The sequence below is a fragment of the Acinetobacter sp. NPDC052428 genome (genome assembly GCF_044547685.1).
GTDB classification, from domain to species: Bacteria; Pseudomonadota; Gammaproteobacteria; order Pseudomonadales; family Moraxellaceae; genus Acinetobacter; species Acinetobacter lwoffii_G.
Window position 1 is genome coordinate 65362 of the sequence record NZ_JBIUAT010000009.1, and the last position, 20783, is coordinate 86144.

Annotated in this window: 17 protein-coding genes; 5 read left to right on the forward strand and 12 right to left on the reverse strand. The window is 34.9% G+C overall.

Going from position 1 to position 20783, the window contains the following annotated elements; all coding sequences use genetic code 11:
* Positions 1-3 precede the first annotated feature (3 nt).
* The 12 genes from ACIG3F_RS07650 to wecB (ACIG3F_RS07705) form a co-directional block, all read right to left on the reverse strand.
* Positions 4-573 carry an NAD-dependent epimerase/dehydratase family protein gene (locus ACIG3F_RS07650; protein WP_396469742.1) on the reverse strand — a complete coding sequence of 190 codons (570 nt, stop codon included), beginning with the start codon at positions 571-573 and terminating at the stop codon, positions 4-6.
* Positions 573-1772 (reverse strand): glycosyltransferase family 4 protein, encoded by a 1200-nt coding sequence (locus tag ACIG3F_RS07655; RefSeq protein WP_396469743.1) that lies wholly within the window; start codon positions 1770-1772, stop codon positions 573-575. Before ACIG3F_RS07655 ends, ACIG3F_RS07650 begins: the two co-directional genes overlap by 1 nt.
* Before the next feature lie 9 nt (positions 1773-1781).
* Complete coding sequence (wecB, locus tag ACIG3F_RS07660; protein WP_396469744.1) at positions 1782-2912, reverse strand: non-hydrolyzing UDP-N-acetylglucosamine 2-epimerase; 1131 nt, start codon at positions 2910-2912, stop codon at positions 1782-1784.
* Between the two features lie 11 nt (positions 2913-2923).
* The gene (locus tag ACIG3F_RS07665; RefSeq protein WP_396469745.1) at positions 2924-4036 is read right to left on the reverse strand and encodes an NAD-dependent epimerase/dehydratase family protein; all 1113 of its coding nucleotides are present in this window, start codon (positions 4034-4036) and stop codon (positions 2924-2926) included.
* Between the two features lie 2 nt (positions 4037-4038).
* A complete protein-coding gene (locus ACIG3F_RS07670; RefSeq protein ID WP_396469746.1) occupies positions 4039-5076 on the reverse strand; it encodes a polysaccharide biosynthesis protein in 1038 nt (345 codons plus the stop codon).
* Positions 5073-6224 carry a glycosyltransferase gene (locus ACIG3F_RS07675; RefSeq protein ID WP_396469747.1) on the reverse strand — a complete coding sequence of 384 codons (1152 nt, stop codon included), beginning with the start codon at positions 6222-6224 and terminating at the stop codon, positions 5073-5075. The genes ACIG3F_RS07670 and ACIG3F_RS07675 overlap by 4 nt, the downstream gene beginning before the upstream one ends.
* A 49-nt stretch (positions 6225-6273) precedes the next feature.
* On the reverse strand, positions 6274-7311 hold the full coding sequence (locus ACIG3F_RS07680) for a glycosyltransferase (protein WP_396469748.1): 1038 nt from the start codon (positions 7309-7311) through the stop codon (positions 6274-6276).
* Positions 7312-7800: 489 nt separating this feature from the next.
* Positions 7801-9045 (reverse strand): O-antigen ligase family protein, encoded by a 1245-nt coding sequence (locus ACIG3F_RS07685; RefSeq protein ID WP_396469749.1) that lies wholly within the window; start codon positions 9043-9045, stop codon positions 7801-7803.
* Positions 9036-10163, reverse strand: a complete 1128-nt coding sequence (locus ACIG3F_RS07690; protein ID WP_396469750.1) for a glycosyltransferase family 4 protein — start codon at positions 10161-10163, stop codon at positions 9036-9038. The genes ACIG3F_RS07685 and ACIG3F_RS07690 overlap by 10 nt, the downstream gene beginning before the upstream one ends.
* Positions 10164-10230: 67 nt before the next feature.
* Entirely contained in the window at positions 10231-11937 is a 1707-nt protein-coding gene (locus ACIG3F_RS07695; RefSeq protein WP_396469751.1) for an ABC transporter ATP-binding protein, read from the reverse strand.
* 353 nt (positions 11938-12290) lie between these two features.
* Positions 12291-13538 carry a UDP-N-acetyl-D-mannosamine dehydrogenase gene (gene wecC / locus ACIG3F_RS07700; RefSeq protein WP_396469752.1) on the reverse strand — a complete coding sequence of 416 codons (1248 nt, stop codon included), beginning with the start codon at positions 13536-13538 and terminating at the stop codon, positions 12291-12293.
* A 12-nt stretch (positions 13539-13550) separates the two neighbouring features.
* Positions 13551-14675, reverse strand: coding sequence for a non-hydrolyzing UDP-N-acetylglucosamine 2-epimerase (gene wecB, locus ACIG3F_RS07705; protein WP_396469753.1), 1125 nt, complete (start codon positions 14673-14675; stop codon positions 13551-13553).
* Positions 14676-15115: 440 nt separating this feature from the next.
* Between wecB (ACIG3F_RS07705) and ACIG3F_RS07710 the strand changes: the two genes are divergently transcribed.
* From ACIG3F_RS07710 to ACIG3F_RS07730, 5 genes are all read left to right on the forward strand, one after another.
* Positions 15116-16219, forward strand: a complete 1104-nt coding sequence (locus tag ACIG3F_RS07710; RefSeq protein ID WP_396469754.1) for a polysaccharide biosynthesis/export family protein — start codon at positions 15116-15118, stop codon at positions 16217-16219.
* On the forward strand, positions 16219-16647 hold the full coding sequence (locus tag ACIG3F_RS07715; protein ID WP_129717794.1) for a low molecular weight protein-tyrosine-phosphatase: 429 nt from the start codon (positions 16219-16221) through the stop codon (positions 16645-16647). The genes ACIG3F_RS07710 and ACIG3F_RS07715 overlap by 1 nt, the downstream gene beginning before the upstream one ends.
* Positions 16648-16682: 35 nt before the next feature.
* On the forward strand, positions 16683-18866 hold the full coding sequence (locus ACIG3F_RS07720) for a polysaccharide biosynthesis tyrosine autokinase (RefSeq protein WP_396469755.1): 2184 nt from the start codon (positions 16683-16685) through the stop codon (positions 18864-18866).
* A gap of 145 nt (positions 18867-19011) precedes the next feature.
* A complete protein-coding gene (locus ACIG3F_RS07725) occupies positions 19012-20463 on the forward strand; it encodes a capsule assembly Wzi family protein (protein ID WP_396469756.1) in 1452 nt (483 codons plus the stop codon).
* A gap of 164 nt (positions 20464-20627) precedes the next feature.
* On the forward strand, positions 20628-20783 hold a 156-nt coding region (locus ACIG3F_RS07730), incomplete at its 3' end, for an IS1 family transposase (RefSeq protein ID WP_396469758.1).

Consider the following 20783-nt stretch of genomic DNA (forward strand, 5'->3'; position numbering starts at 1 on the left):
AGCTCAATTTTTATGCGATGTGTTAAACATTTTTTGTAGACTTGCATCCACGCTATACGGTGCTGTCCAGCCTAAAAGTTGAGTGTTTTTTGTGGTATCTACTATCAATTCGGAACATAAGCGTGATGCGACTGCTTTTTTCCCCACTAAACTGGCAAGCAAGCCGATTAAGCTTTTGGGAATAGGTAACATCAGTAATTGGTTGTTTTGATATTTCGCTAATTTTTCAAATAATTGTTTGACTGAAATGTCATCCTGATCACTGGCAAGGAATACCTCACCATTGGCATTTGGATGAGTCATACAAGTGTGAATAAGATCAGCTAAGTTATAAACACTCACCATACTGCGTTTATTATCCAAGCAACCAATGGGTAAAGGGAGTTTTTTACTTGCCAAGCTCATCATACTTTTAAAGTTGGCTTTTAAATCAAAGTTGATATTACTTATCTTAGGGTGAGCAAATGTTTGGGCTGTACGAGTATGCGCTAAAGTTGAATAACCTTTTTCAGCCAAAAATTGAGCTAAATATCGTCCTAAAAAGCCACTGCTGCCTGTAATTAAAACATTCATTATTTACCGCCTATATCATAGAACTCATTAATAATTTTTAATATTTTTTGCATAGCAATAGGTTCAGCATAATTTTGAATTAAAATATCACGTGGTGAATTTAGTGTATATTGATGAAAGTTCATTGCTATATCATCTAATTTCTTTGTAAGAGCCTCAATATCCCCTGGTGGTGTTGTCCATCCAATATTATGCTGTTTTACCATTGTTGAGACTTCGGCTTGTTCTTCCATAATAGCAAGAATAGGCTTGTCCGCAGCCATAGTGAAATATGACTTACTAGGTACACCTAGCCCTAACATTCCCTCTGTTAATGTTACTATAGCCACATCACAAGCATTTAAACCCATGGATTTCTCTTTTTGATCTAATCCTCCCCAGTAATAAACATTATCTAGCTTTAGCTTATTAATCCTCTCTTCTAGAGTAGATGCATATGCTCCATCACCTATAAAAATAAATTTAGCCAAATGAGGATTTTTCATTTTTTGAATTGCTTTACAAATAACATCTACACCTTGTAGACGACCAATATTTCCAAAAAACTGAAATACAACAGTATCTCTATTGTGCCAATTAAGCTGTTTTAGTATTTTATTTTCAGATTTTTCCTGTATTTTAATATCATCATAATCAATCCAGCTTTGCACAACATGGATATTATTTAATCCAGTCTTACCATATACCAACTCTTTCATATCATCTCCGATAACAATTACTTGATCGGCACTTTTGTATATTTTATCGAAAAAATATTTTAGAAACTTGTAAAAATAATTTTTATTTTTCACAATATTAGCAGCAATTAGATTTTCTGGAAAAACATCATGTACTAATAATATCCATTTAAAACCGATTATTTTTTTTGCAAAAAAAATAATCATTAATATAAAAATTGGGGTTGTCCCTGTGAAAACAGTACTTCCTTTTTTTACATTTTTTAAAATCGCAAAAAGAAATTTGAGTGAGATAATAGCTTCATATAAAAATCTTTTTAACAAACTCTCTTTATTCACCTTTGATGAGGTAATAAAATGAGCATTGTTATATTGAGGACAATGCTTATCTTTTTTTGCAATCAAAAAAAGATCTATATCACTTTGCTTATTCAAAAAATTATATAGCTTCCCTAATAGATAGCCTGTCGTATTCTGGTTTTCATGATAATACTCGGTAATTAAATAAATCTTGTTTTTCATTCTGAAACCTTAATACTTCTTCCACACCACACGATTCACATAATCGGTATAGCTTAAAATAATACGCACAGCCTTTTCACTCACGTTTGGCATACTATAGTCAGCAACTAAACGTAGTAATCGTTCTTCACCACGTGGTTGATAATCTAGGATATCTAAACCTTGCAAAATTCGCTCTGCGGTTAAACCGACCATCATTACAGCAGCTTCTTCCATGCCTTCAGGGCGTTCATGTGCCTGACGTAAATTCAAAGCCGGGAAATTCAGAATTGAAGATTCTTCATTAATGGTGCCACTGTCCGACAACGTTGCTTTGGCAGAAAGTTGCAGCTTATTGTAATCACTAAAACCTAAAGGTTTAAGTAATTGTACCAACGGATGGAACTCAACATTGAGTTGTTCAATACGTTTACGGGTACGTGGATGTGTTGAGACAATCACAGGATATTGATATTTTTCAGCGACTGCATTTAACATTTCGACCAAATCTAAGAAGTTTTGGTCTGAGTTAATATTTTCTTCGCGGTGTGCACTGACAATAAAATATTGATGCTCTTTTAGACCTAAACGCTCTAGCACATCTGAAGCTTCAATTTTAGCTTTGTAGTGATGTAGCACTTCAAACATTGGACTGCCTGTTTTAATTACCTGATCTGCGGGCAGGCCTTCTGCTAATAAGTAATCTCGTGCAATCGTACTATAGGTCAAGTTAATATCAGCCGTATGATCAACAATGCGACGGTTAATTTCTTCTGGCACACGCATATCAAAACAACGATTTCCAGCTTCCATATGGAAGGTTGGAATCTTACGACGTTTGGCAGGAATGACCGCCATACAGCTATTGGTATCGCCTAATACCAGTAATGCTTCTGGCTGAACTTCTTCCAAAACTTTATCAACTGCGATAATAACATTACCAATCGTTTCAGCACCTGTTGCACCCGCAGCATTTAAAAAATGATCTGGCTTACGAATACCTAAATCGGTAAAGAAAATTTCATTGAGTTCATAATCATAGTTTTGGCCTGTATGTACCAATACATGGTCAAAATATTTATCACAAGCTGTCATCACACGTGATAAACGAATAATTTCAGGACGAGTACCAACGACCGTCATTAATTTTAATTTTTTCACAATTTCAACTCTTAATTCGTTAATGGCATCGCATAGGTATCTGGTTTTTCACGATCAAAAATTTCATTTGCCCATAACATAACCACCATTTCCTCATCACCAATATTGGTAATGTCATGCGTCCAGCCCGGTACAGTTTCAACAACGCGTGGTTCTTCACCTGTTGTTTCTAACTCATAAAATTCGCCAGTCACTACATGCTTAAACTTAAATAATGCCTTGCCTTTAATCACCAAGAATTTTTCAGTTTTGGTATGGTGATAATGACCACCACGGGTAATACCCGGATGTGCAGTAAAGTATGAGAACTGCCCTGCATCAGGTGTTTTCAGCATTTCTACAAATACACCGCGCTGATCACCATATTTAGGGACGCTATAGTCAAACTGTTCAGGTTTTAAAAAACTCAAATAGGTTGAATATAAAGCACGGGTTAAACCTGTTCCGACACGATCTGTAATTAAGCTTTCACGGGACTGTTTAAAACCTGCCAAGGTTTTTGCCAAATCACCCACGCTAATTTGATATTCAGGCTGGATGGTAAAAACCTGCTCAACCTGCTGTACACCCTGAATAATATTCCAGAATGATTCCACTACATCATCTACATAGACTAAACGAATAACTGCATTTTCATCATGAATCTGAATAGGGAAGTTATTTGCAGTGTTATAGCAGAATGTTGCTACTGCCGAATTGTAGTTGGGGCGTGACCACTTACCAAACACATTGGCTAAACGGCAAATGTAAACAGGATTGCCTTGCTTTTGCTGCAGTTCCAATAAAGCCTGTTCACCGCCCAACTTACTCTGACCGTAGGCATTATCACGTTCTGCCTGAATAGATGAAGAGAGAATAATCGGGGTTTGTTTTTTTGCTTGTTTAAGAATGTCTGCTATTTTTTGTGTGAGCGTAACATTCCCATCAACAAATTCTTGCTCATTTAAAGGGCGGTTGATCCCTGCTAAATGTATAATCCAGTCCGCAGCAAGTACCGATTGTTCTAATTCCGACTTAGCAGAATTTCGATGAAACTTTAACACTTCAACATTAGGTTTTTCTGATAGAAATTGAATCAAGTTTTTGGCAATAAAACCGTTGGAACCTGTGACTAAAATTTTCATGTTTAAGCCTCTGGATCTGTATATTGACCTTGAGTCAAAGCACGAACAAATTCAAGTTTCAACAATAACTTTTTCATACCTTCAACATCTAAACGCTCGGTATTATGTGAATTATAATCTTCATATTGAGTAATTTTTAAATCACCATCTTCAACATATTTTGAATAGTTGAGGTCACGCTGATCTGCAGGAACGCGATAATAATAACCTTGATCTAAGGCAACTGTCATTTCTTCACGGCTTAATAAAGCCTCAAAAGCCTTTTCACCATGACGCGTACCCATAATCGAAATAGGATGCTCTGGTACATTTAATAGCTGAGTTAAAGCTTGTGCTAACACATGAATAGTTGCTGCTGGCGCTTTTTGGACAAAAATATCGCCATTTTGACCATGCTCAAATGCATATAACACTAGGTCGACCGCATCATCCAATGTCATCATAAAGCGAGTCATATTTGGATCTGTTATTGTCAAAGGATTCCCTTGACGAATTTGATCTACAAACAATGGAATTACTGAGCCACGTGATGCCATGACATTGCCATAACGTGTACAGCAGATAGTGGTATCGAGTTCTTCTAAGTTACGTGATTTCGCTACAATGACTTTTTCCATCATTGCTTTTGAAATACCCATGGCGTTAATTGGATAAACGGCTTTATCTGTACTTAAACATACAATACGTTTTACATGGTTTTGAATTGCAGCTTCTAAAACATTCTCTGTACCTAGAACGTTGGTTTTAACAGCTTCCATCGGGTGGAATTCACATGAAGGCACTTGTTTTAGTGCGGCAGCATGGTAGATATAGTCCACGCCACGTGTTGCATTTAATACGCTGTTATAATCACGTACATCACCAATATAGAACTTCAACTTAGATGAATTGTATTTTTTACGCATATCATCTTGCTTTTTCTCATCACGACTAAAGATACGAATTTCTTTAATGTCGGTTTGCAAAAAGCGTTTTAGAACAGCATTTCCGAAGGAACCTGTTCCGCCTGTGATGAGGAGAGTTTTATCTGTAAAAGTCATTTTAGATTTCCGATTAAATTTAATAACATATTTTTTTGTCTTAACCATTTCTGCTCTGGGGTTAAATAAGTATTCTTAACTCGTTCTAAACCATTGTGAATTAATTGAGCTTGCAACTCTGGATCTTTAAAAGTAGCTAAAATTTTTTCAGCAATATCATGAGCATTCAATGGATCAAAAAATACAGCCGCATTCCCACATAACTCTCTAGCAAAATCAATATCAGAAGTTAGTAATACTTTTTGACTAATAAAGGATTCAGGATATACAGCAGTAGAAGCTTCCGCTAAAGTAGGAAGTAAAACAAAATCATTAATAGCATATAATTCTTTCATTTTAATATTTGGAACAGCACCATATGTAGAAAAATATTCACCCACTTCTTTATTTTCGGCAGAGGAAATAAAATTTTTCCAATCTTTACTATTTTCATTAATCAAAAAATTAAATATCAACTTGAAATTAAATTCAGTTTTCAATAAAAATGCTACCTCCACTAAAATATTTAAATTTTTATGCGGATAATATGCAGATGGAATAAATATTTTTATAATATCATTATGAGAATTTCTTATATCAATAGTTTTTTCAGATGATAAAAAATTAGAATTAAAACTATTTTCTATAACAAAAATTTTATCTTTCTCAAAATTCATAAATGAAGATAATCTATTCTTAAACGTTTGTGTTTCAACCACAGCATAATCTGTATTTTTTTTAAAAATTTTAGCTTTAAAAAAATTTAATATTTTTTGATAAACTTTAATTTTTATATTATTTTTGTAAACATAATTTCTTGTATCTTCATAGACCATCAAAGGAAGTGCAAAACCTTGCAAACACGGAGCATTTGATCTCCAATAAGATGGACCGAAAACCACAAACACAAGGGCTGGTTTATGCTTTTTCTCAATATCAGCAATACGTTTACCTTGAGAGAACTTCTTATAAATGGGCTCTATACTTTCAACATAATAATGTTTAATACTATCTTTAGCTAAGATTGATAGTTGTTTATCAATCTCAGGGTTTACGACACAAATCACTTCAAAACTTGGATCAATAGCAACATTTTCAATAAAAGATAAGGCTACCTGTAATCCTCCACCTTTGGAAGTAATAGAAGCATCTATTAAAATAAGAGACATTTATTGGCGTCCTAATTCACAAAATTAAAAATTACAAAAAGATCTAATATTAAACAATATTCTTTATAAAACCATTTAACCATATTCTCTCATTTCTAAATTCATTATAAAAAATATAAGCATTACTTGAAATATTTTTTGCATACTCCAAGTCTAAATATTTAAGCATTAATTCGATCAAACCATCAGTCGTTCCATCGTAAAAATCTCCATTAACATTCTCAATAATTGAAGAAATTTCTCCTCCAGTAATAGCACTATATGTTGTTATAAAACCCACACCATAAGAAAAACATTTCTGCACAGATAAACCTGCTTGACCTGGTGAAATACAGACTATAGCTCTTTGCATGATAGGCAATAACATATTATCTGAAGTTATTTTACCATGTAAAATAATTTTACCTACCAATTTATTATCATAAATATATTTTTCAATACTATCAAACTCATCACCATCACCTACAATTTCAAGTTTATAGATATTATTATTAATTAAATATAATGAATGATATGCCTTAATTAATGAAAAAATATTTTTTTGTTTGTAAAGTGATCCAATAAACAAGAAAGATTCATAAGTTTTATTTAAAATATTAAAAGCAATATTCCTAGACACTGTATTATAAGCGATAGACATTTTTTTTCCAGGTATACTCATTGACTGATATTTAATAAAAGGATATCTTTCATAAAAAATTGCATAATCAAATTTTTTTAAATAAAAAACTCTTAGAAAATCTAAAAAAGATTTCTCATCATATTTTTTTTCGTATGACGCAGCGACGCCTATACCAAATAAAACTTTTTTATAAAATGTCTTTTTAAAACAATTTAAAAATAAGTTTATTATTCTAATATTAAATGGATAAATAACAAAATCATAATTTTTCTCATCAAGCCCGTAGAATTTAATAAAAGGTCCAATACTTTTGCAAGTTAGTTCTTTTTGTTTAAAATCTACATCCTTAACGATAGAGGAACTATGGATCACTGTTAAATCAACACTTTTAGCCAATAAATTAAACAGTGGAACCCTATAATGCTCAAGCCGTTCAGTTATGAGTAATACTTTTTTCTTTTCCATGGAACTATTTTCCAAAAAAAACAATTCAACTATTATACATTATTAAAAAAATTATCTCATCTAGAGTAAAAAGAATTTTAAAAAATTAGTATTATACTCAATAAAATTTAAATACTAATAACTCTATGTTACTACCTCATATAAGGACGGAAGACACAATAGTAAAAAAAGATAAACCTCTACTACAATTCACTTTATGTTTGCATTTAGACAATCTGATGCAATGATACCTATAACCGCTTTTCTAGGTTAGGTTCAATATTATATATTTTACTAGTATTAATACTATTTACTATACACCATATATAACACTATATAAAAAACATTATAAAAGGTGATTAAACTCAAAGCAGAAAGACCAATATAAAAAAGACCTAAGGCTACAAAGTTGAAATATGCATTATAAACTACCTTTACATTTTAAAACCCACTACTGCCTGATTAAAAAGTGAGAACAGGAACATAAAAACCTAATATTTAAGTAATGCTCTATAAACCATCTAAATCTCTTCTATACATAGCTATAAATGAAATTCCAAATATAAATTCAGCTGAGTGCATATATGAACCACTAAACATTAACATAACTAAAGGATAAAGTAGCAATACAAAAACCCAATAAGTATAAATAGACCGATTATTAATTGCATTAAAAGCCACCACTATTAGCATTAATAGAAAAATCACTAGACCCACAATACCAAATTGAAGTAGAATTTCTAAAAATAAATTATGAGGAGAAATTGTCTGCTCCCTAAAATCAAATGGTCCATAGCCAATCAATGGTCTCTCAGAGATATATTTTATAGCCTCTAGATATACAAAATCCCGTCCTGAACTACCCTCTGAAATATCTATAGCACCATCCGATGAAATAAATTGAGTTGCTCGATTAAATCCAGATTGGATAAAATCTCTTTCCCAAAAAAAACTTAAAAAAACTATAAGAATTAAAAAAACAGAAAGCAGGCGTGCAAATAAATTAAAAAGTCCTTTATGTGAAAAAATATTACCTTTACTAGCAAACAAGGATATAAGAAAATAAGTTATCATCAATATAAAAGCCCCTCTTCCACCACCTATCAAACAACCCAATACACAAACAAGAATTAACCCATACACTAATGCCTTATACCAAATAAAAGATGTCCAATAAAAACGCAGTGATCTTGGTAGATATATATTATAGGTTAATAACATTCCAAATATAAAAGCTGAGTAATATGATAGAGCTTGATAACTAGATCCTGCTAAGCTTGTTGTGATAATACCTGAAAAAGTTGGTAAAATAGAAAATACAGCAATACCACAAGCCATAACTATAAAAAACACTTCCGCATATTTAATCACCTGAGAGATTAAATTAAGTTTTATTATAGTTGCTGCTGCAAAAAAACCAGGCATTCCTAGTAAAACAAATAAAATTAAAAAGTCAGTGAATACAACACTTACATTCGCACCAAAAATGACCCACAAAACATGTATACAAAATACAAATAAAGTTATAAAAATAATAATTAATTCACTTTTTAGTATCCCTTTTTTTACAACCCCATAGCCGTAAGCAAAAAAAGACAGTATGGCAACTAACAATATATATATAATATAAATATTACTTGATTCAGATCCTTCATACTCTAGCCCTAATAAACCCATAACCGTAAAAAACAAAGAGATATTAAGTATTGCAAGAATAGAAATCAGAGTCACAAACTTATTAATATTTATTTGCATTGTAAAATACTTATCAACTTGTCAACATTAGATGATGCTTTATATTGCTGAGCCGAATCAATACAGCTTGATTTCATGTTTTTTAGATTATTTCGATCAGAAATAACTAAATTAATAGCTTCTTTATAATCTTTGACTGTTAAGTCTTCTATGAGCCAGCCATTAACTGTATTTTCTATAATCTCACTTGGTCCACCAAGATAATATACTATTACCGGCACACCCACGCTTAATGATTCAACTATACTAATTCCAAATGCTTCAGCTCCTCGACAAGCACTTATTGCAACATCTATGCTACTATAAAAATTATTCAGATCATTTATCCAACCTATAAAATGAATATTTTTCCCATACAACTCTCCCGCTAAGCTCTGTAAATAATTTAAAAATTTTAAATCCTCATGACTTCCAGCAATAATTAAATGAGCACCTGAATTAATAGCATTTGATTCTACAAAAGCCTTTATTACAATATCTTGTGCTTTATCATATGATATCCTTGCCGCAAAACCAAAAATTAGTGCTTCTTTTTCAATCCCTAATATAGATCTATATTTACAATAACCATCTATCATTTTGCTTTCATCAAACCCTGGGTATACATAATTTTTACAAATAGAACCTATACTAAATCTTGTATACTTACTATTTGCTATGGGTATAACCCGTAAAAACCTTAAAATAAAATTCAAATAATTTTTTGTTAAAAAATGATTTACCGAACCATGCATTTGCCAAAAAATCTTACTGCCTAGACTTCTACCTATAAAAGAACATAAATAAACAAAAGTAACTCTGCCAAATATTATTGAATCTATAGTTATCTTATTTTTATTTATGTAATTTACAACAACTTTGTAATTTTTTTTAGCATAACTTAATGTTTTTATTGATTTATTTAATTTACCAATCACTCCTCCATCTAAACTAATACTTAATTCTTCTAGAAAAATACTATGACTAAATAAATTTTTATAAATATCTATACTTTTTCCTTGACCTACTATAACTCCAAAAACGTTATGTCCTTTCTTCACCAATTCTTTAGTTTGCTGTTGCTCTGATATCAAAACACCGCCACCGTCATTAGCATGTACAACTTTTAATATATTCATAAGATTTACCTAATCAATATAACTAACAATCTAATTTAACTACCATTTTTACATAAATAATTTAATATTATGAAAGCATAGCCATGTTTCTAAATTGAGGATTATTTTCGATCAATTCTTTATAAGTACCTTGGTCAACTATCTTACCTTTATGCATTAAATAGATCATGTCACATTGCTGAACTGTTTTAAGACGATGAGCAATTAGTACTATCGTTTTTTGACCACTCATTTCCTGAATTGCATCCATGATTACCTTTTCAGTCATACCATCCAACGCACTAGTTGCCTCATCAAACACTAATACTTCTGGTTGATTGTATAATGCTCTAGCAATTCCAATTCGTTGACGTTGCCCACCAGAGAGCTGAACCCCACGCTCACCAACTTTAGTTTCTAAACCTTTAGGTAAACTATTAATCAGTGGTTCAAGATGAGCGAGTTTCATAGCTTGGTTTACCTTATCTAAATCAATATCTTTATGATTTAAACCAAAGGCTATATTTTCAGCAATACTACCTTCACTTAAAAAAATATTTTGTGGTACAAAACCTATATGCTTTTGCCACTCATGCCTATTATTACTATCAACAACAATATCATCCAACATGAACTGCCCTATATCTGGCTCAATCAAACCAAGTAACATATCTATAGCTGTAGATTTTCCTGAACCTGACTCACCCACAAAACCAACTGTAGCGTTAATAGGAATTTTAATATTTATGCCTTGAAGTGCTGGAGTATTTTTACTGGGATAAGTAAAACTTATATTATTAAATCTAATATGATTAATTCCAGATAAATTAATTCTAATATTAATTTTCTCATTTTCCTTAGCCATGGATGCTAGCAAATCTTTTTTAATTGCATTAAATGCAGCAGTATTACCTCTAATTGTAGTTACACTACCATATATCTGTTGCAAAGCTGGTAATAGCTTAAAACCAGCTAAAGCATAAATAGCCAATACAGGTAAAACTTGGCTTAAGGTACCATCATGCCGAGTGAGCAACACTAAAACTAAGCTAATCAATGCACCAAAAGCTATCAACTCCATAAAATAGCGCGGTGCTTGACTTAATGCTGTGTTCATACCTTGTGCACGTGCCAAGCCCCTTCCACTTTGCTTGAATTTTTCAACAAAGTCATCATTCCGGCTATAAAGCAATATATCTTTAATTCCCCCAAAACCTTCATTCATTAAACGGAAACGAGCAATTGATGCACTTGATATATTTTCACCATATCGTGCAATACGTTTACGTATTAATTTATATATAAGGATATAACCACTAATAAATAGTACAATACCTACAGTTGCTATTACTGGATTGAAAACAAAAATTCCAACTGAAATAAAAGTAGCTAGGATTAAGCGAGCATTCATCTGAATAAAAGGCAGAATAACATAGTTTGTAACTCGCATAGATTCAGTAGCAATCTGTTTAGTTAACTGAGCACTACTACCACTGGTATGAAATAGCCAATCCTGATGTAGATAATAACGATACAAACGATCACCTATTTCTGTACCGACAGAAAAGGCAAATAAGGATAAGTGCCATGTTGTAATTATTGATAACATTGAAGCTATACTTAACATCAAAAGAACAATCAGACCTGCTATAAATAAAAACTGTTCATGGGAATTTGCTCCACTAGCCAAGTAAACTTTGTTAAGCATCGCATTAGTCTCAAGCAATTGCATATCTGCCACTAAACTCATAAATGGAGCAATAGATGCGATACCTAACAACTCCATAATAGCCATAAAAAATACCATTATCTGTAGAGATAAATAGCGTCGGCGCTGATTAGGAGTTAATAAACTATATAATTCTTTGGCCAAATTGAACATTTTACAATTTTCACTCTCTTAGATATTTTTTCGGTATAGTTTATTTTTTCTTAAAAAACCTATACCAATAAAACTCCGGTTTCATGTCTTAATAAAGCTAAGTATATTTTTATGAAAATTACTTTTTCATATATTCAAAATTTACGTAGTTGATAGCTTTTAGAAGAATAGAAGCTATTGACATTTTTTGCTAAGACTAGCGAAATAGGAAAATAAATTATCAAATTCAATTTCACTATATCTCATACAATGCCAATAACTCCCAATCAAACACCACACATATCTATTACCTTTTTAATATTTAAACAAAGATTTTTAAATTGTTTATGTTTTACTAACACAACGTAAATATCTGCTTCTAGACCTGCTTCAACATCTGTTAATTGAACATTGTTTGGTAATTTTTGTGGTAACGTTTTAATATTAGGCTCAATCGCTAAAATATTTATACCCTGTTCAGCAAGCTTTTTAGTAATTTCTAAAGCAGGACTTTCACGCAAATCATCAATATCTGGCTTAAATGCCAAACCATAACAAGCTACCGTCACATCCTTAATAGTTTTTTCAGGGTTTGCTTGTAAAAATTCCGCAATCTTAATTTTAACCTGATCAATCACCCATTCCGGTTTTGCATCATTGACTTCACGCGCAGTACGGATTAAACGTGCTTGCTCTGGTGTTTTAGACACAATAAACCACGGATCAACAGCAATACAGTGACCGCCTACACCAGGACCCGGCTGTAAGATATTCACACGCGGATGACGATTTGCCAGCTTAATCAGCTCCCAAACATTAATATCTAACTTATCACAGATAATCGAAAGTTCATTAGCAAACGCAATATTCACATCACGGAACGAGTTTTCGGTCAGTTTGCACATTTCAGCTGTACGTGCATTGGTTTCAATACAGTCACCTTTTACAAACACTTTATATAAATCTATTGATGCTTGTGAGCAACGAGGCGTCATCCCACCCACAATACGGTCATTACTGATCAGCTCTTGTAGCACTTTGCCGGGTAATACACGTTCAGGACAGTGTGCAATTAAAATATCGGCTTGCTCACCAGCTTGCTGCGGGAAAGTTAAATCTGGACGGGCTTCACTAAGCCACGCTGCCATTTGTTCTGTTGCGCCCACTGGCGAAGTAGACTCTAAAATCACCAGATTATCTTGACTTAAATACGGTGCAATCGCTTTTGCAGCTGCTTCAATATATTTTAAATCAGGTTGATAATCGTCTTTGAATGGTGTCGGAACAGCAACAATATAGGCATCCGCTTCTATTGGTATAATCTGTGCCGACAATTTTCCTTGTGCTACCACATCACGCACCAAGGCATCCAGGTCTGGTTCTACTATATGTACTTTACCCTGATTAATTAAATCTACTGCATGCTGATTAACGTCTACACCTGTAACTTTTACACCATGTGCAGCGAATGTTGCTGCTGTTGGTAAACCGATATAACCTAACCCGATAACACAAATATGTTTAAAATTTTGCATTTTTTACTCAATCTATTTTTTTAAAGTGTAAATAATCTGTTGACAAGCTGTGCCATCACCATAAGGGTTATGTGCCGCTGCCATTGTTTGATATAAATCTGGATTTTTTAACAGCTCAATCACCGACTGCTGAATGAGTGCTGCATCAGTTCCGACAAGTTTTACTGTACCGGCATCCACTGCTTCTGGACGCTCTGTGGTATCTCGCATCACCAATACAGGCTTACCTAAAGAAGGAGCTTCTTCCTGAATCCCGCCAGAGTCAGTTAAGATCAAATAACTACGGTTCATTAAATATACAAAAGGCAAATAATCCTGAGGTGCAATCAAATGAATATTAGAAATATCAGAGAGCAATTCATTAACAGGTTTCTGCACATTTGGGTTTAAATGAACAGGGTATACGATCTGAACTTCTGGATGCTGCTTAGCAATATTAGCCAAAGCAGAACAGATATTTAAAAAGCCTTGACCGAAGTTTTCACGACGATGTCCTGTGACTAAAATCAGTTTTTTTTCTGGATTTAAAAAATCAAATTGCTCTTCAAATTGAGAAATAATCTCTTGATCATTTTCAACTTTTTCTTTTACAGTTAATAACGCATCAATCACCGTGTTACCTGTAATGGTAATATTTTCAGGGCTAATATTTTCTTTAATTAAATTATTATAAGATGACTGGGTTGGTGCAAAATGATAAGTGGTTAGCGCACCCGTGAGCTTACGATTAGCCTCTTCTGGCCATGGGGAGTAAATATCGCCTGTACGCAATCCTGCTTCTACATGACCTACCGCAATTTTATGATAATATGCGGCTAAAGAGGCAGCGAATGTGGTAGCAGTATCACCATGCACCAATACCACATCTGGCATCCACTCTGCAAAAACTTGTTCTAAACCTTTTAGTACGCCTGCAGTAATATCTGACAAGGTCTGTCCTGGTTTCATCAGGTTTAAGTCAAAGTCTGGGCTAAGATTAAAAAGTTCAAGTACTTGATCGAGCATTTGTCTATGTTGACCCGTTACACAGACTTTAGTTTCAAAACTATCCTGTTGCTGTTTTAATTGCAAAGCCAATGGTGCCATCTTGATTGCTTCTGGTCTCGTACCAAATACCAGCAATACTTTCTTTTTCACTATTACCCGCCTTTTTTAAATGAAAATCATATAACTAATTTAAGAGTATACTTGAGTACAAAATTTCACTGTAAAAATGATTTCCAAATAATCACTAAAACTCTTATGTATTCTCATCTCAATCTTTGTATTGATAACTTAAGATACTGTAATATCAAATGCATGATTGTAAGCATTCTTCTTTCGGCAGGCATACTAGCAGAAAATTATGCAATTTCTATTATGATTTGTGCTCAAAGTACCTCAAAAATATTTTCGCGTATGCTTTCTGTTAAATTCAATTAGTTTATTTGTAACTATTAAAATAGTTTAAACTTTTTATAATATTAGCCTCCTATCATAAAACTAGAAAGATAGTTACAAATTGCTATGTATCAGATCAATAACTTGGGTAGAATAGTTTCAATTTTAAAATTTAAAAATAATCTTTGGGAAAACGTGTGCGACACTTTCAACTAGCTGCTTTATTGGCATGTGGCCTTTCGACTATAGGGTGTGCAGTCACCTCTGGTCTACAAACATACGACTTACCTGACGAAGGCGTTTTTCAAACTGACCTGGGTACGACAGTCAATGTCATAAAACTCACTCAAGATTCCATTATGGCTGCCCGGCCTGCTGAATATAATATTCAACAACAATATGCTCACCTGTTCAAAACACAGCACCGTAACTACAGCCTGAGTCCAGGTGATATTCTATCAATTTATTTATGGGCTTATCCTGAAATCACTCCACCGAGCAGTACTATTAGTAGTGAACAGTCTGCTCAAGCGAATGGTTTCCAAATCGATTCGGAAGGTTATATCCAGTTTCCAATTATTGGGCGTTATAAGGCTGCAGGAAAATCATTGACGCAAGTCAATCGTGAATTACGCAGCCAGCTGTCACGTTACCTGAAAACTCCAGATGTGATTGCACGGATATTGTCATATCAAGGGCAACGTTATTCTGTGCAAGGTAATGTGATGAATGGAGGTCAATTTTACTTAAGTGACCAACCTGTCAGTGTTTATACTGCTTTGGGTATGGCAGGCGGTGTGAATGCGCAGCAAGGTGACAATACCTCGATTACCCTGGTGCGTCAGGGACGATCATATAGCCTAAATACCGTAGAACTAGAAAAAGCAGGTTTTTCGCTGCATAACTTATTGATTCAGCCAAATGACACGTTATATGTCAACAACCGCGAAAACCAGAAGATCTATGTCATGGGTGAGTCGGGTAAAAACCAATCTTTACCATTACGTGACCAAGGCATGAGCCTCAGTGATGTACTAGGCGAAAGTCTGGGCTTAAATCCACTTTCTGCCAGTCGTAGTAAGGTGTATGTGGTGCGTAGCCAACCAAATACTGCCCTCACTGAAGTCTATCAGATGGACTTGACCAGTATTGCTGATTTTGGTCTGGCCAACCAGTTTAAAATGCACAGTAATGATATTGTCTATGTCGATGCATCCGGCCTGGCGCGCTGGCAGCGTGTCGTAAACCAGATTATTCCATTCTCAAATGCATTGTATAATTTAGATCGTTTGGGGAATTAATGAAAATTAATAATATTTTGGTGGTCTGTATTGGCAATATTTGCCGTAGCCCCATGGCAGAATACTTTTTAAAACAGCAGTATCCGCACTTAAAGATTGAGTCTGCAGGTATTGCTGGCGTCGTTGGACATGCAGCCGATGAAAAGGCCAGTCTATGTATGCAACGTTTTGGGATCGACATGAGTCCACATGTTGCAAAAAAACTCAATGCTGAACTGATTAAAAAAGCTGACTTGGTTCTAGTCATGAGTCAGAACCAGCAAAAGCATATTGAACAGACCTGGCCATTTGCCAAGGGCAAAACCTTTAGACTGGGGCATTGGCAAAGTAAAAATATTGCCGACCCTTATCAGCATGATCAGACATTTTTTGATGATACCTGTCAATTAATTCAAGACTGTATTGCTGACTGGAAAAAATATATTTAATTTTTTTAATTTTTTCACTTTTTGATATTTAAATTATGAGCCAAACCGCCAACACCGAAGATACCATTGACCTCAAGGAATTGTTTTTTTCCTTAATTGCGCAATGGAAACTGATTGCCCTGTGCATTATTTTAAGCTTGATCTGTGCCTTACTCTACTTAAGAACCACACCAGATACATATGCAGTAGATGCATTGGTACAAGTTGAAGATAGTAAAGGTACTTCAGCTGCACTATTGGGTGATTTATCCGACATGATCGACCAAAAATCTCCAGCGCAAGCCGAAATTGAGATTTTAAAATCGCGTTTGGTGCTCGGCGAAGTCATCAATCATTTAAATTTAAATATTCGCATATCTGGTACAGAAGACAGTTTCTGGAACCGGTTAATGGCCAAACATAAATACAGCACCGAATACTCAAAAAAATCAGTATTATTTAAAGATAATCAGAATAGTTTTGATGTTCGCCAGTTTGATATTCCACAATATTTCCAGGATAAAAACTTAATTTTAAGTTTTAAAGAGGGCAAATATAGCCTGACGGATGAGACAACTGAACAGGTGGTTTTTTCTGCACCTCTAAACCAGATCAGTCAATCCTCATCTGAATACGGCCTTTGGAAAGTAGGTGTTTTTAGTCAAGACCGTTTCGATACCGCTTATAATATCCGAAAGCAAAGCTTGCCTGCTGCGATGCAGACTTTAACCGCCAGCTATTCTGTCGCTGAAAAAGGGAAATTGACTGGTGTATTAGGTCTGAACTATGAAGGTGAAGACAAAAAGCATATTACGCAAGTACTAAATGCTATCCTTACCGCCTATAGCCAGCAGAATATTGAGCGCCGCTCTGCAGAAACTGCTCAAACCCTTAAATTTTTAGAAGATCAGTTACCTAAGCTAAAACAGCAACTGGATGTTGCAGAGCGTGAATTTAACCGTTTCCGTCAACAATCAAATACTGTTGATGTCACTAAAGAATCAGAATTATATCTAACCCAGAGTATTGCTTTAGAAACACAAAAAGCTCAGATAGAACAGCAGGTTGCAGAAGCTTCATCCAAATATACCAATGAACATCCCATGATGCAGCAAATGAATGCACAACTCGGTGCAATCAATAAAAAAATTGCAGAGCTAGATGGGACTTTAAAACGTTTACCTGAGTTGCAACGTCAATACTTACAATTTTTCCGTGAAGTTGAAGTTAAACAACAGCTATATACAGGTCTATTGAATTCATACCAGCAACTTCGTATTGCCAAAGCAGGTGAAATCGGTAATGTCCGTATTGTCGATACTGCGGTCGAACCAATTCAACCGATTAAACCAAAGAAATTACAGATTCTGATTTTATCGATTTTCCTCGGTGGCTTCTTAGGCACATTATTGGCATTGTTACGCAATATGATACGCTCAGGCATTAAAGATGCTGCTCAGATCGAGAATGAACTGGATCTGCCAGTCTATGCCACTGTACCGCGTTCTTTAATTCAAGAAAGTCGTATCAACCTTCTAAAGAAGAAAAAGAATATTCCTATTCTTGCAGTGAAGGACAGTGGTGATATTGCCATCGAAAGCCTACGCAGTATGCGAACAGCAATTCATTTTGCTTTAATGAATGCCAGCAATAATGTGATTGCACTGTCAGGCCCTGCTCCTGAAATCGGGAAATCTTTTATTACCGTTAACCTTGCAAGCATTTTGGCACAAGGTGGAAAACGGGTATTGGTTATTGATGGTGACATGCGTCGCGGCTATTTACACAAGTATTTCAATGCCGATATAAAGCCGGGTCTAGCTGAACTGTTGAATCGTCAAAATAGCTATGAAGATGTTGTCCAGAATTCTACTGTAGAAAACCTGTTCTTTGTTACTCGCGGCAAGAGTCCAGTCAATCCGTCTGAACTGTTAAGTACCGATAAATTCAAGGCTTTCCTGGATCAGGCATCTGCTCATTTTGATCACATCTTAATTGATACTCCGCCAGTACTTGCTGTGACTGATGGTATTATTATTGCGCAATATGCAGGGGTCAATTTATTGATTGCCCGTCATGGAAAAACGCAAATTAAAGAACTTGAAATTACGGTGAATCGTTTTGAACAGGCCAATGTAAAAGTTAATGGTGTGATTCTCAATGATGTACAAAAAGGTGCAGCGGGTAGCTATGGTTATAATTATGCCTATGCCTATACTGCACATAAAGATAATGACTAATCTATTCTAAACTCGACTTTCACACTCTGTCTGAGCAGGGTGTGAAATTATCCTTCCTTACATTTATTGCAAATGATTGTTGTTGAAAAAATCAACTAAAAAACCTATCGTGGTTATAGTTTAAAAGTCCTGAGAATATACAAGAATGTTATCCAAAACACTGCTCGCTACCTTGGCATTAAGTTCTTCCCTCACCTTTGCACAAGGCATCGTTTTAAATGACCAAAACTTACGTACCGATTTAAACTGGCTCAATCAGCAGGGTGTGATTCAAATCAGTACTTCCACTTGGCCCATCAGTGGTGATGAAATCCAACGTGCTCTTGCTCAAGCTAAAATCAACAATAATACTCAGCAAAAAGTCATTGATACTGTATGGGCACATTTGAATGCCAATAACCAGTCGCTCAAAGCATCCTTATTTGCAGAAACTGATCAAAAGAATATTCCTCAAGCCTTTGGCGATCAGCAAAAAGCACAATATCAGGCAGGTATCGAGCTAAATGCGGGTAACGAGAACTGGGATGCCAGAATTCATGTGAATGCAGAAAAAGATCTACAGATTGACAATGATCAAGATCTGAATCTTGAAGGCTCATATATCGCTGGAAAATTATGGAATCAATGGCTGATTGCTGGACAGATTCCGACCTACTGGGGTCCTGCACATGATGGCAGTTTAATTCGTGGTGATGCCAGCCGCCCTGTCTATGGCGTGACGATGCAGCGTGCCGAACAGAATGCTTTTGCAAACAAATGGTTGGCCTGGATTGGGCCTTGGCAATATCAAGCTTTTGCAGGGCAGTTGCAGGATTATGATGCTGTGCCTGATGCCAAACTGATTGGCTTACGTATCACTGCACAACCTTTACCCTCTTTGGAGCTTGGTGCATCACGTGCTATTCAATGGGGTGGTGAAGGACGACCTGAAAATTTTAACTCATTTTGGGATGCATTAATTGGTAAAGATAATGTATATGGCGATACCATTAATCCGTCAAATCAAATTGCCGGTTTTGATGCACGCTTAAATCTACATCCCCTCATACAAGTCCCGATGGGTATCTATGCACAATATGTCGGTGAAGATGAAGCAGGCGGCTTGCCGGCCAAAAAAATGTATTTAGCTGGAGTCGATTATTCATCAAGTTATAAGAATATGCCTTTCCAACTGTATACCGAATGGGCAGACACTCGTACCAATGGCAAGGTACAGGGCATTTCCTATAATCATAGTGTATATAGAGATGGTTTTTACCAACATGGCTATCCCCTAGCGCATGCCATGGGTGGTGATGGTCAAATGCTGTCTGTAGGTGGCGATATTCGTTTGGATCATCTCAATCGTGTTAATACACGCATCCTATTTGCGAAATTTGATCAAGCAGCTAATCGACCTGATAGAGGCATTACTAATTTAGCTTTTCCAGCGCAGGATGAATTAAAAGCGCTAGATCTAACCTGGACACATTATCTACGCCCAGATATTCCACTTAAACTGAATGGGTGGGTGGGTGACTCTGATGTACACGGTAACGATGGCGGTGTATCAATTGGTATCGAATTCCCCTTAGAAAAGGGCTTATTTTCCTATTAAGACCTAATTCGACACTCAAGTGCTGGTGATAGCCACAACTCTACCATATCTCCCAAAATTTGAGACTGATGAAACTGAAAATAAAAAACCAGCACTTGCTGGTTTGGTGGTGTATCAAAAAGTATGCTAAAAAAAAGCAGGTTGAATTTTGATAAAATAGAGAAATGCAAATAACTCTAGAAATCAAATGTCCAACCTGCCTCAGTGACAGTATAAAGAAAAATGGCATCAAAGTAGATGGGAAACAAAACTACCAATGCAAAGACTGCAAACGTCAGTTTATTGGTGACCATGCTCTGAGCTATCTAGGATGTAATTCT